A 15258-nucleotide genomic window follows, 5' to 3' on the forward strand; every position below is an offset into this window, starting at 1 on the left:
CCGTTTTGCAAGCCGACTAAACTTCCAACCGCCCATGATCCAACTTGGGTAACACATAACGCGCGAACATGTCGCATTCATTGATATGGGGGTAGCCAGACAAAATGAACGCCTCGATACCCGCTTCGCGATAGGCGTTGATTTTGGCGAGCACTTGGTCGGGGTCGCCAACGATTGCCGCGCCGCAGCCTGAACGGGCGCGGCCAATGCCGGTCCACAGATTATCCTCTAAATAACCATCATTTGCCGCAGCTTGCGCACGCAGCTCGGCCTGATGCGCAACGCCGAATGTTTGGGTGTCGAGCGATTTGTTGCGGATCGCCTCGCCCTGATCAGCATCAAGCTTGGACAGCAAGCGGTTGGCGTAAGCGCGCGCCTCCGCCTCGGTTTCGCGGACGATGACATGCGCGCGGAAGCCGTATTTCAGCGTGCGACCGAATTTGGCGGCGCGGGCGGTCATGTTGTCGACCAAGTCCTTGGCACCCTGCACCGTTTCGGGCCACATCAGATATACGTCGCACCCTTCGGCAGCGGCGTCCTTGGCGGCTGGCGACAGGCCACCGAAATAGAGCGGCGGGCATTTGCCGCTAACGGTTTTCATGCGCGGCGGGTCGATGTCGATTTTGTAATGCTCGCCGTCAATCGACAGATGCTCGCCGTTTAGCAATGTCTTCAATATCTGCATCGCCTCAACTGTACGGCAATAGCGCGGTTCGGAATCCATCTTATCGCCGGGCAAGTCCGACGAGATGATGTTGATGTTCAACCGCCCGCCCGAAATTTGATCCAGCGTCGCGATCTGCCGCGCCAATTGTGGCGGCCAGCTTTCACCAATGCGCACAGCCATCAGCAATTTGATCCGTGAGGTTAGTGCGGCAATTGCGCTGGCGAAGGCAGTTGTGTCTAAGCCAAGGGTATAGCCCGATGGCAGCAAGATATTGTCAAACCCACCTTTTTCGGCAGCCAAAACGATATTACGGCAATGTTCCCAGCTGGACGCCAGATTGGTGTCGGGGACGCCCAAAAATTCATAGTCGTCATCGCAAAGCGCGGAGAACCAGCTCACTTCGACAGGCTTGTTCATGGCAGCGGCACTCCTCTTGCGGCCACAAGGACGCTGTACCAATCCGCGCGGGTCCATTGAATTTTGAACACGTCGGCAGCTTCGGTTATGCGCGCCGGGTTTTGCGAACCGATAATCGGGATGGGCTGGGCGGGGTGCGCCATGATCCAGCTACAGGCCGCCGCCGTGCGCGAAACGCCATGCGCCGCCGCAACCGCCGAAAGCGCAGCAGCGACATTTTGCTCACGCGCATTTTGGGGGTCGCCAATGCGGCCACCACCCAAAGGCGACCATGCCATCACCGCAAGGTTCATCGCTATCGCTTGATCCAGCTCGCCATTTTCGACGGTGTCGATCCGCAACGGCGACAGTTCGGGTTGTGTCGAAACGATGGGAACTGGGCTAAATTGCGCCAGCGCCGAAATCTGTGCTTGCGTAAAGTTGGACACGCCGAACGCGCGAATTTTGCCTGCTATATGCGCGTTTTCGATGGTGCGGGCGATTTCCTGCGGGTGGGTCAACACGTCTGGCCGGTGAATTTGCCACAGGTCAATGCGGTCAGTGCGCAAACGGGTCAGGCTGTCATCAATGGCTTTTGTCAGATATTCCGCGCTGCTGTCATAGGGTGTTGGCGGCGTAATGCCGCCTTTGGTCGCAAGGACCATGCGGTCGCGATATTCAGGGGCTTGCGCAAATATGTGGCCAAGCAGTTCTTCGGCCTTGCCAAAACCGTGGTCGCCAAAACCATAGATATCGGCGGTGTCAAACAGGGTGATGCCAGCTTCAAACGCAGCATCAATGGCGGCTCTAGCTGCGGACAATTCCAGTCCGGCAAAGCGCCACATGCCCCATGCCAGGGACGAGATTTCTATGCCACTTTTGCCCAATAAGCGTGTGTGGGGTGTGCGGGGAAGCGTCATGATTTTTTGCTCTTTTTTGGAGAAGGGACATAGGGCGGGGCTACGGATTCGCGGCTGATAAGTTCGTGGGGCAGGCGACGATGCTCAATTCCGCCTTCGCCAAACAACAGGTCGGCGGCGGTCGATGCAAGGTCGCGAACAGGCTGACGCACAGTCGTCAAGGGCGGCCAGACAACACGCGCCAGCGTGGTATCGTCAAAGCCTACAACCGAAAGCTGCACTGGGATTTGAATGCCGCGCCGATGCGCGACCGCAAGCACGCCCGATGCCATGTCGTCGTTTGATGCGAAAATCGCGGTGGGTGGATGCTTCAGAGACAAGAACTGCTCGGTGGCAGATACGCCGCTTTCGAAATCAAACCGCCCTTCGGCAATCAGGTCAAAATCAACCGATATGCCGACGCGTCCCAATGCGCGTTCGTAACCCGCTTGTCGTTCCGTACTCGCCTTATGATTTGGGTGGCCTTTGATAAAGCCAATCCGCCGATGCCCGATGTTGATGAGCTTCGTCGTCATGTCGTCAGCGGCCTGCATGTCATCCATGAAGACTGAACTGGTCAACGCATGGTTGGTGCCCGGCGAAATACGCACAAAGGGGATGTTGAGCGCCTCAAGCGCGTTCAGCACGGGCACGCAATCGGTGACGGGGGAGGAGAGTATTGCGCCATCCACATGGGTTTGACGCACCATGCCGCGCACCTGTTCACCCACGCCCGGGTCTGCAATATCGACAGGCTGTGCGATTAAGCGCATGCCCTCTTGATGGCAACGGTCCCAGCATCCTTGCATGATCTGGTGCATATAATAAGGGCTGTGATTGTCGTAGATTAAAGCGATCTGTCCGGATTTGGTGCCCGCCAATATGCGCGCGGCGATGCTTGGGCTAAAGCCAAGCTCCGACATTGCGGCGTCCACTTTGGCCTTGGTGGCCGCACTCACATAAGGATGGTCGTTGAGCACGCGGCTGACGGTTTTCACCGCCACACCAGCGAGCTTTGCAACATCACGTATGTTGGCGCGCGGGTTCATGCAGCGAACGCTGTGCGAATGGACGCAAATAGGTCCGCATATATGCTATCGGCGCGGGTGAATACAGGTGGTTGGCCGTTGGGCGCGGCTATGGCGTGCGTGCCCTTGTTATGGGCCTTGCCCGACCAGAGATGGACCCAGTCGCCATCGGGTATCACCACCGGGCGGCTGTCTTGGCCTTGTTCAACGACGGGTGCCACGATCATGTCAGCTCCATATAGATATTGGTCCTGAATATCGTAATATGCTGGGTCGTCATAATGCAGGAACATGGGCCGTTGCAGCGGTAGGCCAGTCGCCACTGCTTCGTCGCACAATACGCGGACATAAGGGGCAAGTTGCGCATGGACTTGGCTCATCCGTGCAAAATGGCGCAGGATTTCGGGGCTGCTGTCGAGTTGCAGATTGTCCGCCGGGCGGTTGCCTTCATGGCTGCGCATCACGGGGGCAAATGCGGCCAAGTCGATCCAACGATGCATGAGTTCTGCGGTCCGGACCACGCCATGCAGGCTGGTATACCCGCCCAAATCGCTATGGTGGTAGGCATTGCCCAACAACCCGGACGATAAGGCTGCGGTGATTACGGTGTTGATGCCGTCATGTCGAGTGAAGTCGACGCATTGGTCACCGGCCCATAATAAAGGGCAATGCGCCTGAACGCCCGAAAAACCGGCGCGCATGAAGAAGGTCGCGTCATCCGTTTTCCCGCGGGCGGCGATGGCATCGGCGTTGACCTTGGCCCAAAGCACTGGCCAGCGATTATGCGCCTCCATTGGGTCCGATCCGTCGAACAGCCGCACATCAGTTGGCAGATATTCGCCAAAATCAGCCATCCACCCCGACAGCCCGAAATCGAGCATTTCTTGACCAATGATGCGGTCGGCAAACCAGTTAGCGGCGTCGGGATTGGTGAAATCCACTATGCCTGCGTCAAATTCTCCGAAGTCGACGGCATAGGCTGCGTCGCTGTCCTGCCGCAATGCGAGATAATTTTTGGCCAGCGCCTCTTGATAGAGCGCGCCATCCACCGCCAGATAAGGGTTCACATAGCCCAAAAAGCGAATGTCACGTTTGGCCAGCGCGGCGACGTGCGCAGGTAGATCTGGATAGCGCGCGGCATTCCATTTCCAGTCCCAGAACAAGCGCTTGCCAAAACTTGTTTGGCGGATGCCAACCCAATCCTCGCACCATAGTCCGCTAATGGCTGCGCCAGAGGCAGCTATGGTCTCAAAGCGGTCAAATGTGTCCACGCCGTGCTTAAGGCCGACAATTGCGCCAGAAATCGCCCAGTCGGGCAAGGGCGGTTGACGCCCGAAACGGTTGGACAATTTTGTCACCAGATCTGGCAGAGATGGCGCGTCGAATAGCTCCAAATCCATATTGGCCGACCAGCATTCGACACCAAACCGGTCCGCTTCAGTCAGATCGAGGACGCAATAGGCTGCTGTTTCGAGGTGCACCGCATGACGCGCGCTGCTTAGCCAAGTCGGCTGCGGATAATTGGTGGTCCAATAATCACCGCCCGCCAAGCCATTGGCATCCATGGTCTGCGTAAGCGCGGTCGATTTATCGCGGCCAACCCCAGGCTCCGACGTCCAGAACGGAAAGCGACGCCCGTTAAGCCGCACATAAGACATTTGCTCGCCGCCACCCCAAAAGGCTTCGGAAGTGGCGCACTGCATATTTATCCAAAGACGGTTGAAGGCGGGGTCACTGCAGCGCAGTTCAAGCGCCGATTGCTGCGCACGCTGTGTCAGCTTGAGCGTAACGACCACATCAGGGCGCGCCGCATTCCAAAGGTGGATGACGCCATCTGTTTCTGAACAGCAATCCAGCATTAATCGTGTCTCAACGATGTCGTCGATGCGGAAATTGCCACGAACCATTTCAAGGTCCGGTAATCCAATGCCGACGTCAATCGCAGGCGCTTTATTGCGATGAGACATCATGCAGACGTCATCGCGCAGCAGGTCAAAGCCGTCTGCTTGCATGATGATCTTAAATGGCAAGGTCGGTCTCTTTGGTTGGTCAAAACGGCATATATGACAACACTGCAACAGTTGCTGCCAAAATATTGGAGGCATATGACACCGCTAGACATATTGAGTCAATGTTGTAACAACTCAGATATTGATAAGGCATATCCCGATAAAGCTTTTATTGCTTGAAAAAACTCAAGTAATTTAGTTGAGAAAAGGATGGCCATTTTTAGGGAGGTATATGATGTTCAGTTCTGAACTTAAGAAAGCGTCTTTCATCCGCGCTTCGTTGTTGGCAAGCGCCGCGATGATGGCCGGTGTCAGACAGCCTGCGATGGCGCAGACTGCTCCGGCAGAAGATGATTCCGCGACGGTGACTGGCTAGACCGGCCTTATATTGATTTGAACCAATTGCACGATAATGGGCCGCAAACATCGAACACTTTTAGCTAGGAAATTCGGATTGCTTCGCTGACCGGCGAATTCCTCGAATATGTTGTCGGGGCATATAATTCGAAGGCGGAATCGGATCGTATCTTCACGCGCGATGTGGTTACATTTTCGGCATCAACGCTTGCTGCGGTTGTGCCGTGCCTCACACCTTGTTCAACCGCTGCTGGGGCATCGACGATCACAACCCCTGCTGGAACGGCTGACTTTGGTTCGACTTTCAAAAACATGTCGGTATTTGGTCAGGCGACGTTCAACCTGTCCGACAGCCTGCGTTTGATTGGTGGCCTGCGCTACACAAATGACGAGCTGGACGTAAACCATATCCGCCGGACCTCGCTTGCCGGTCCAAGTGTGCAAGGAAACTTCGACGCTGGCGTTGACAATAATGGTCTTGTGGCAACTGCGCCAGCGACAGGCTTTGTGGCTGGCACGGCAAACGGCGTTCCCTTCACCACCAGCACGAGTAACAATAACCTCTCGGGCAAGGCTGCCGTGCAGGCGGATATCACTGATAATAATATGGCTTATGCAAGCTATACCCGCGGTTACAAGGGACCAGCCTATAACATCTTCTACAACCTAACGACGGTGGGCGCGGGTGTTATCGCACCAGAAACGGTCAACGCGTATGAAGTGGGTTTGAAAAATACGTTCCTTGACGGCGATCTGATTGTTAACCTTGCGGCATATTATGCCAAATATAACAACTATCAGGCAAACGGCCCCGATTTTGTGGCCAGTGTGCGTACCAGGCGCCTGACAAAGGCAGGTTCGGTCTCCACCAAGGGCTTCGAACTTGATTTTGTCGCTACCCCCTCGCGTAACTTCACTCTTTCGGGGGGCGTTGCTTACAACAAGGCACAGGTTGAGACTTTCCGCTTGCCGCCGGGTGCGGATGCATCACAATTGATTGCCAAGGGCACGCCGCTGGCGAATGCACCGAAATAGAAAATGTCGCTTGGCGCGCAATATGACATCGAAACTTCGGGCTTTGCGAACATCGAATAGGGAAGCCAGATTGCGATGCAGTCAGACCAGATTTACGAGGCAAGTGCGAACCCGGCGGTCCGCCTTGGTTCGACCGTTGATGGCTATGCGATTGTCGATTTGTGCGCAGCTTTGGTTGATCCCAACGATGGCTGGCGACTTGCGTTTCAGGTTAAGAACCTGTTCGACAAGAGCTTTGCATCGTCGATCGTATCGGGTGGCCCTGGCGGTGCATATCGCTACATCATCCCCCGCGAAGCCGACCGGTATTTTGGCGTAACAGCGAAAATCAACTTCGGCGCGAATTAATCTGAACGCGATAAATTACAATGAAAGGGCTGGAATCCAAATCGGGTTTCAGCCTTTATTTTGGGTAAAGTTTTGGGTCAATCAACCAAGGACGGGCAGCGTAAGGCCATTAGCAACCGGCCCGTTGGTCCCCGTTTCCAGAGATTTGATAGACCAATAATGGCGCCTGAGGAAAGCCACCCCTTTCTCTTTTGTCCTTCATGCGCCATATCGCTGGAATGAAATGGCCCGACACAATCAAAGCCGGCGAAACTGAACAGCATGAGGCGCTCGTGCGCCGGGTGCTTGCGCCCAATGCATCGCCTTATACCTATACCGGAACGCAAACATGGCTTGTCGGCAATGGCAAAGAACTTGCCGTAATTGATCCTGGCCCCGCTGGTAGCGGGCAAAGCATTGGTGACCCCGCCGACATTCATGGCGAGGGCCATGTGGAGGCGATCTTGCGCGCAGTGGGCGATGCAAAGGTCACCGCGATCCTGTGTACGCATACCCACCGCGATCATTCGCCAGCAGCAGCGCCATTGAAAGCTGCGACGGGCGCGCCGATCATTGGCTGCGCCCCGCTGGTGCTGCGCGATGATGGCCCGCGCGCCGATAGCGCCTTTGACCCCGATTACCAGCCGGATCGCATCCTGAAGGACGCAGAGGCCATTTCGGGCGATGGTTGGACGCTTCAGGCTGTTGCGACGCCGGGACACACCAGTAATCATCTGTGCTTTGCCTTGCGCGAAAGCGGCGCTTTGTTCACTGGCGACCATGTGATGAAATGGTCGACAAGCGTTGTCAGCCCGCCAGACGGCGACATGAGCGATTATCTGGCGAGCTTGCAGAAATTATATGAACGCGACGACCGCATTTATTACCCGGCCCACGGCCCGGCTGTTACCAACCCAAGTCAATTGGTCCGTGGCATGATCGGCCATCGCCGCCAACGCGAACGTCAGATCGTGACCTTGCTGGAGAGCGGCGAGGGACACATTCCCAATATGGTGGCGGTGATGTATAGGGGCTTAGACCCGCGCCTTATTGGCGCTGCGGGTCGCTCGGTTCTTGCGCATCTTATCGATTTGCAAAATCAGGGGCGTGTGGCGGCGCAAGACGGTGGTTGGCATCTCGTCACGGAAACGTGAAGGCGACATAATGGCATGCCAAGGCTTTGTGCACACACCGCGACAAAAAACCGATCAGAGCCCCAAGCTAGCCTTGTTTCGTGCACCAAAATCGACCACATAGGCGTTTAATTCAGCTGCCGGAATAGGTTCGGCATGGCAAAGGTAGCACCGCATGAACGCCCCAACGCCCCGCGAAAACTTGCAAGGCCTCGATCTGCTCGCAGAAATCAAACGGCTGAAAAAAGAACGCAATGCCGTCATTCTTGCGCATTATTATCAAAAACCCGAGATTCAGGACTTGGCGGACTTTGTGGGCGACAGCCTTGAGTTGAGCAAGCGCGCGGCAGAGACCGACGCCGACGTCATCGCCTTTTGCGGCGTAAAATTCATGGCGGAAACTGCAAAGATTTTAAGTCCGCAAAAAACCGTCATACTGCCGGACATGGCCGCTGGCTGCTCATTGGAAGATGCGTGCCCGCCCGGTAAGTTCAAGGCGTTTCGCGCGGCCCATCCTGACCATATCGCGCTAACTTACATAAACTGTTCCGCCGAAGTGAAGGCGCTGTCTGATATCATCGTGACCAGTAGCAGCGCCGAAACGATCCTAAGCCAAATTCCGCCAGAGCAGAAAATCATTTTTGGTCCTGACCGGCATTTGGGCGGCTATCTTGCCCGCAAGTTCAACCGCGAAATGCTGTTGTGGCCGGGCGTATGTATTGTGCATGAGGCATTTTCGGAAACCGAACTTTTGAAGCTTAAGGCCAAATATCCCGGTGTTCCCGTTGCCGCGCACCCCGAATGTCCGCCGCATATTATCGACCATTCGGATTATGTCGGCAGTACGAGTGGCATCTTGCAATATGCGCAGACGATGGAGGGCGATACCTTGATTGTCGCCACGGAGCCGCACATCATCCACCAGATGGAAAAGGCCGAGCCGAACAAAACATTTATCGGCGCGCCCGGCGCAGACGGCAATTGCGCATGCAATATCTGCCCTTATATGGCGCTCAATACGATGGAGAAACTCTACCTCGCGCTGCGCGATTTGACGCCGCAGATTGAGATGGATGAAACGGTAAGGCTGGCCGCGAAAAAAAGCCTCGACCGAATGCTGGAGATGGCGAGCGGAACGGTTGGTAAAGGTGATCTTGGACGGGCTTGATAAGGATATATGTTATTCGCCAGCCGTCGCCATGCGGATCGCATCAGCCGCCTGGCTGCGTTTTAGGCGCCAAAATTGAATAATAGTCTGTATTTGAGGCAATAATCTGAAAACACAGGATGCACTAGTTGGCGGTAAAGAGGTTTTGGGCGATAGCAATGCCGGGGCGTTTGCAAGGCTGCGCATCAGAATATGTTATTTGGTCCGGCACCGGAAATGGGTCGATCTCAATACGCCAACAACATTCAACGAATTGGTCCAGCGGCGAAAGCTGCAAAATCGCGATATGCGTATGGTTACGCTCGCTGATAAGGTCGCGGTGAAGGACATGGTCGCTGATGCATTAGGGGCGGAGTGGGTCATTCCAACATTGTGGCATGGCGCGGCGCTGCCCGACATACCCGACTGGCCCGGCCCTTTCGTGATCAAATCGCGGCATGGATGCAACCAGAATATCTATGTGCGCGATGACAACTTTAGTTGGCCTGTTTTACAGGCGCGTGCCGCAAAATGGATGCGCCAGCCATATGGGCAGTGGTTGGACGAATGGCTTTACGCCCATATTCCGTGCGGGATTTTGGTTGAACCATTTGTTGGTGATCGAGATAACTTGCCCATTGATTATAAGATTTTCGTGTTCGGTGGCGTAGCTACGCATGTTCAAGTCCACCTTGAGCGCGAAAAAGGCCATCGCTGGATCGTGTTTGACCGCAACTGGACACGGGTATCTGCTATCACCAGCGATCCGGACCCAGCGCCGCCCAAATCGCTTCAGCACATGTTGGAGGCAGCGGAAAGATTATCGCGCGGGTTTGATTTTGTGCGTTGCGATTTTTACGAGATCGGCGGAATGCCAAAATTTGGTGAGATGACATTCTACCCGGGCTCCGGTCTCGACAAGTTCAATCCCATCACCCTTGATGTCGCATTCGGGCGCTATTGGCTGGACGCAGGCGGACGTTAAAGTGCGGGTTTCCGGCGCAGTGATTCCGCTTCATCTTTGGTCCACGCAATTTTTCAAATATATACTCGCCTTCACCGTTATATCGATATAACACAGCGACGCGATGCTTTTCTGGCGCTCTTCTTCTGATAAAAATACGAATACCGACAGTCGGCTTGCCGCTTTCGATGATAATGATGCGCAGCGTTTTTCCGACGATCCGCAGCCATGGAATAACGCCACCCCCCCCGGGGGCAAGCGACTGTTTTTAGGCAAGACGCGCTGGTGGTGGTTTGGACGAACGGTCGCGAGCATGATCGCACTGTTCGTTCTGCTGTTGCTTTGGCTAGCGGTCACCGCACCATTGTCAAAATCGCTTCAGCCGATTGCGCCGCCGCGCATTACATTGCTGGCGTCAGACGGCACACCCATTGCGCGTAACGGGGCAATCGTTGATGAACCCGTCGATGTCACCAAATTGCCCCCGCATGTGGTGCAGGCTTTTTTGTCGATCGAGGATCGCCGTTTTTATACGCATTGGGGCATTGATCCGCGCGGTCTAGCGCGGGCTGCATGGTCGAACGCCTTTGGCAGCGGCATGACTCAAGGCGGCAGCACGATTACGCAGCAGCTTGCTAAATTCACCTTTCTGACGCCCGAACGCAGCCTCACCCGCAAGGCGCGGGAAATGCTCATCGCCTTCTGGCTTGAGGGGCGCCTTACCAAGGACGAAATCCTCGGACGTTATCTGTCGAACGTCTATTTTGGTGACAATGTCTACGGTCTGCGCGCCGCATCTCTGCATTATTTTTATCGCCAGCCGGAGCGTTTAACGCTTAGCCAAGCGGTGATGCTGGCTGGCCTTGTGCAAGCGCCGTCACGCCTGGCCCCGACCAAGAACCCCGAACGTGCTGCAAAGCGCGCTGGGCTCGTTCTCAGGGCCATGGTGGCCAATAAGGCCATAACGCAAGCCAAGGCGGATGCCACCCCTGTGGCGCGATTGGACGTGCGTGTCCGCGAGACATTGCCAACCGGTACCTATTTCGCCGACTGGGCCATTCCACAGGCACGGCTGCTGACCGAAAACGGATATTCCGACGTGCGGATAACCACGACCCTTGATGCCCGCTTGCAGAATATTGCCCGCAAGGTTGTCGCCCGCGCAGGGGTCGTTGACGCGCAAATCGCGTTGGTCGCGATGCGTCCAAATGGTGAGGTTGTCGCTATGGTTGGAGGCAAAAGCTACAAACAGTCGGCGTTTAACCGTGCGACGCAGGCCAAGCGGCAGCCCGGATCGACATTCAAACTGTTTGTGTATCTGGCGGCGCTTCGTTCGGGCATGACGCCGCAGTCGATGATTGCCGATACCCCCATTAATGAAGGCAGTTATCGCCCGAAAAACTCCGGCTTGCGCTACCGAGGCGATATCACGTTGGAGCAAGCCTTTGCCCAATCGAGCAACGTCGCGGCCGTGCGGCTGTACCAAAAAATAGGCGACGAAGAGGTGGAGAAAGCGGCCCAAGACCTTGGCATCCGCAGCCCGCTTACTTTGGACCCAAGCCTTGCGCTTGGCAGTTCAGGCGTCACTTTGTTGGAATTGACGGCGGCTTTTGCGGGCGTGGCGGGCAACCAATGGCCTGTTGAACCGCACGCCTTTAAACAAGAGGAACAAGGCTGGATTGAGTGGTTGTTTTCCGGACCGCGTTCTTTCAGTGGACGAATGCACGGGATGCTGCTGGATTTATTGGGGGCGTCGGTGAAGCAAGGCACGGGACGGGCCGCGCAGCTTTCGATTCCGGCTTATGGCAAAACCGGGACCAGTCAGGATAATCGCGACGCATTATTTGTCGGCTTTGCTGGCGATTTGGTGGTTGGGGTGTGGATCGGCAATGACGACAACAGATCGCTAAAGGGCATTAACGGCGGCGGCTTGCCAGCGCGGATCTGGCGGGATTTCATGTCGCAGTCTATCCGCAATGCAGCGCCAGTGAACAGACCAGAAACCCCGCAGATGCCAGATCCGGAAGGTCCGATTGAACCGCTTGACCTGCCTGAATTGCAGGAATTGCCAATCGATATTGGTAATTCGGACATTCGCCTTGAACAAGGGCAGGGCGTCACCGTGAACACGGATGTCAACGGCGTTCCGTTTGAAATTACGCTTGATCGCGATGGTGTCAATATTCAGCCTGCTCCACCTGCGGAACGTCCCGCGCCGGAACCACGGTGATGCGCATGTTTTTTTCTTGGGCTAACTTCATGCGATATCTTGCGGCATTGTGCCTGTTTCTGTCTCCTTCATGGGTTGCACCCGCATTTGCCGATGCAAGTGACATCAGCGCCGCATCACGCAGCGTGGTGCGGGTCATCGTATACAGCTCTGCCGAAGGTCAGCAGAGCATCGTTAGCATCGGCTCTGGCGTGGTTGTTGCGCGCGATAAAATCGTCACCAATGCACATGTCGTTGAAATGGCCAGCGTTGATGACAGCGTGCAGATCGTCATCGTACCCTCCGATGGCACGCAAAGCTATCGCGCACGGTTTTCTGCCAGCCTGCCGGGTAAAGACCTTGCCTTGTTGCAACTGACATCTGGCGCGCTTGTCCCTGCAAGTATTTTTGCAGGAACGCCAGAGGATGGCGCGGACGTCTTTGCCATTGGCTATCCCGCGAGCGTCGATGTCGCTTTGGAGCAGAGCGAAGCCGATGTGCTGCGTCCACAGCAACCTGTCAAAACGCGGGGAACGGTTTCATCCGGCCGGACGTCGAAGTCCGTCGAGTCGCTTTTGCATACCGCGCCCATTGCACCGGGTAATAGCGGCGGGCCGATTGTTGATGCCTGCGGACGGGTGCTGGGTATCAACAGTTTCGGTTCAGTGCCCACGGATGGAGGCGCGGAATTTTACTTCGCCATATCGGCGCGCGAATTGTCGGCATTTCTCGCCAATCGCGGTGTCGCATTCCGTTCTGTGCGAGGCGATTGCCGGTCCGTCGCCGAATTGACGCGCGCCGAGGCGGAACTTGAGGCATCCACACGCGCCAAGATGGAGCAAGAGGCGCGTGTTGCCTCCGAACTACAACGCAGCCGCGAAGGCAAAGTGCGCAGCGACGCCGAACATGCCGTCATTGGCGAGCGGGAAAACCATCTGGCACTGGCCGGGCTGTTGCTGGTGTTAAGTGCCGTCGCAGGCGGTGCTGCATGGCAGTTTTCCGAACGTGAACAGCGCGACCGCTTTAAAGCCGCAACCGCCGCTGGCGCCGTGCTTTTTGTAATGGCAGTAGGGATTTTTGCGGCCCGTCCGTCTTTCAACGAAGTCGATGACCGGGTTCGCGCTGCGTTGACTGCCGATAGGCCAGACGATGCGATTGCCCAAAAGGGGATCGCTGCTGCCGAACCGCAGTCGAAAATCTGCGTATTGCAACCCCAACGTAGCCGCGTCACGATGTCTGATACTGCGGACGTTGAATTTACGTGGCAGGCCAATGGTTGCATCAACGGGCGTATGCAATATATCGAAAGCGGCGGCCGGTGGGTCCGAAGCTTTGTGCCCAACAATGACGCGGAAATTTCCGTCATAAGTTACACACCAGAAACCGACATTTACCGCATTGAACGTTTCTTGCCGGGCAATGCCGCCATGGAATCTGCACGTGCGGCACGGCAACTTTACGACGTGAAAACCTGCACCACTGACCATAGCCAGCTCACCAACATTGAGAATATGACCAACACCATCGCGGCGCAATTGCCGCCCGCGCCGAACGAGATATTGCTGTTCACATGCGCTGACCGCTGAATCTTGGATTGTGCGTGGGAACTTAGGGCTTATGGTGGCGGCATGATCCGTTCGCTGTCGATTTTGTTGTTGCTATTGTCCGCAACACTTTCCGGATGCTCCGAAGGTGTCGACAATGAACGCGTCCGGGTTGACGTTATCGAAGATCGTCCCCGGCCTTTGAATGTATCGTCAACGCCGCTGCCTTTGGCGTCTGCCTATCTGCGCGCTGCAACTGCCCAAGGGCTAGTCACTTTCGATGAAAAAGGACGCGTTGCGCCTGGCCTTGCCAATCGCTGGATCGTTACCGAAGACGGCATGAGTTATATCTTTCGCCTGAATAAAGCGCTCTGGAATGACGGGCGTGAGATAGATTCAGGCGAGGTTGCCCGTCTGCTGACTGCCCGCATCCGGGAATTGCGCAAGGGGCGCCTTGGTGCCGAACTGGGTGTCATTGACCGTGTCGTCGCCATGACGGGTAAGGTGGTGGAAATCAGGCTGAAGGCCCCTATGCCCTATCTGCTGGAATTGCTCGCCTTGCCCGAGTTCGGGTTGCTCAGCAAAAGCGCTGGATCGGGTCCGATGCAAGCCAAGAAATATGGACAGGTTATGCAGTTGCGGCACAATGAAACCGATCACGATGGCGCGCAATCCCTGAGCAGTGCGATGGTAACATTGCAACGCGGTGCGGCATCAACGGTGCTTGCCCGTTATGCACTGGGACAAAGCGACCTTGTCGAAGGCGGACGGTTTGACAGCTATCCCTTGCTCGATGCGGCAAACATACGGGCTGATCAAATCCAATTTGACGCGGTCCCGGGATTATTCGGTTTGCAAGTGGTTAATGGCGGTCCATTTCTGTCCGATACGGCCAATCGGACGGCGATTGCCATGGCTATTGATCGCCCTAAATTGTTGACGGCGTTCGACATTGTGGCGTGGCAGGAAACGGTCACCTTGGTTCCCGAAAACCTGCCAAATCGTGCGGGCATAGCCCGGCCTGCATGGTCAGTGCCATCGATGGAAGAACGCAGGGCGATGGCCGCTGCGACGGTTGCCAATTGGAAAAATGCGAATGGCGCGCTCCGCGCATTACGGGTTGCTTTGCCGCGTGGTTATGGCAGCCGGATATTCTTTGCGCGTTTGCGGGCTGACCTTGCAACCATCGGCATTGATATTGAGCGTGTGACGATGGACCGACCGCATGACTTGCTGCTCGTTGACCGAACCGCGCAGCAATCGAGTCCCATATGGTATCTGGATCAGCTATCGTGCAAATTTGCCGCAATCTGTAGCCCGCGGGCGGACGAGATTGTGGCCGAAGTGCGCCGAACGACCGATAGCGCGAAGCGCGCGCAGCTATTGGGGGAGGCAGAGGCCGAATTGCAGGCCAGTGTTGCCTTCATCCCCATTGCAAATCCTTTGCGTTGGTCGGTCGTCCGGCCCGGCCTACTGGGGCATTTTGCCAATGGTCGTGGCTGGCACCTGTTGCAATATCTTGGACGTGACCCGACATAGGCAC

The 15258-nt window shown here is 55.9% G+C and carries 13 protein-coding genes; 9 read left to right on the forward strand and 4 right to left on the reverse strand.

Features of this window, described 5'->3' with window-relative positions; genetic code table 11:
* Positions 1-16 precede the first annotated feature (16 nt).
* The 4 genes from Q0N43_RS08800 to Q0N43_RS08815 are packed head-to-tail and all read right to left on the reverse strand — an operon-like array spanning position 17 to position 5020.
* Positions 17-1084, reverse strand: coding sequence for an LLM class flavin-dependent oxidoreductase (locus tag Q0N43_RS08800; RefSeq protein ID WP_295445491.1), 1068 nt, complete (start codon positions 1082-1084; stop codon positions 17-19).
* Positions 1081-1983, reverse strand: a complete 903-nt coding sequence (locus Q0N43_RS08805; protein ID WP_295445493.1) for an aldo/keto reductase — start codon at positions 1981-1983, stop codon at positions 1081-1083. Before Q0N43_RS08805 ends, Q0N43_RS08800 begins: the two co-directional genes overlap by 4 nt.
* A complete protein-coding gene (locus tag Q0N43_RS08810; protein ID WP_295445494.1) occupies positions 1980-3011 on the reverse strand; it encodes a LacI family DNA-binding transcriptional regulator in 1032 nt (343 codons plus the stop codon). Before Q0N43_RS08810 ends, Q0N43_RS08805 begins: the two co-directional genes overlap by 4 nt.
* Positions 3008-5020 carry an alpha-glucosidase gene (locus Q0N43_RS08815; protein WP_295445496.1) on the reverse strand — a complete coding sequence of 671 codons (2013 nt, stop codon included), beginning with the start codon at positions 5018-5020 and terminating at the stop codon, positions 3008-3010. Before Q0N43_RS08815 ends, Q0N43_RS08810 begins: the two co-directional genes overlap by 4 nt.
* Positions 5021-5231: 211 nt before the next feature.
* Here Q0N43_RS08815 and Q0N43_RS08820 point away from each other — a divergent pair, with 211 nt between their 5' ends.
* The 9 genes from Q0N43_RS08820 (at position 5232) to Q0N43_RS08855 (ending at position 15254) form a co-directional block, all read left to right on the forward strand.
* Entirely contained in the window at positions 5232-5375 is a 144-nt protein-coding gene (locus tag Q0N43_RS08820; RefSeq protein ID WP_295445498.1) for a hypothetical protein, read from the forward strand.
* Positions 5376-5539: 164 nt separating this feature from the next.
* Positions 5540-6391: a TonB-dependent receptor gene (locus tag Q0N43_RS08825; protein WP_366845957.1), complete on the forward strand. Its 852-nt coding sequence runs from the start codon at positions 5540-5542 to the stop codon at positions 6389-6391.
* Positions 6392-6466: 75 nt separating this feature from the next.
* A complete protein-coding gene (locus Q0N43_RS11520) occupies positions 6467-6739 on the forward strand; it encodes a hypothetical protein (protein WP_366845958.1) in 273 nt (90 codons plus the stop codon).
* A gap of 218 nt (positions 6740-6957) precedes the next feature.
* On the forward strand, positions 6958-7872 hold the full coding sequence (locus Q0N43_RS08830; protein ID WP_295445500.1) for an MBL fold metallo-hydrolase: 915 nt from the start codon (positions 6958-6960) through the stop codon (positions 7870-7872).
* Between the two features lie 154 nt (positions 7873-8026).
* Complete coding sequence (nadA, locus tag Q0N43_RS08835) at positions 8027-9019, forward strand: quinolinate synthase NadA (protein WP_295445502.1); 993 nt, start codon at positions 8027-8029, stop codon at positions 9017-9019.
* Positions 9020-9218: 199 nt separating this feature from the next.
* Positions 9219-9983 carry an ATP-grasp fold amidoligase family protein gene (locus tag Q0N43_RS08840; RefSeq protein ID WP_295445504.1) on the forward strand — a complete coding sequence of 255 codons (765 nt, stop codon included), beginning with the start codon at positions 9219-9221 and terminating at the stop codon, positions 9981-9983.
* Between the two features lie 103 nt (positions 9984-10086).
* Positions 10087-12192, forward strand: coding sequence for a transglycosylase domain-containing protein (locus tag Q0N43_RS08845; protein ID WP_295445505.1), 2106 nt, complete (start codon positions 10087-10089; stop codon positions 12190-12192).
* A 5-nt stretch (positions 12193-12197) separates the two neighbouring features.
* Positions 12198-13757 (forward strand): serine protease, encoded by a 1560-nt coding sequence (locus Q0N43_RS08850; RefSeq protein WP_295445507.1) that lies wholly within the window; start codon positions 12198-12200, stop codon positions 13755-13757.
* A gap of 42 nt (positions 13758-13799) precedes the next feature.
* Positions 13800-15254, forward strand: a complete 1455-nt coding sequence (locus Q0N43_RS08855; protein WP_295445509.1) for an ABC transporter substrate-binding protein — start codon at positions 13800-13802, stop codon at positions 15252-15254.
* Positions 15255-15258: the final 4 nt, after the last annotated feature.

Source organism: Sphingorhabdus sp. EL138 (genome assembly GCF_945882965.1).
GTDB lineage: Bacteria > Pseudomonadota > Alphaproteobacteria > Sphingomonadales > Sphingomonadaceae > Sphingorhabdus_B.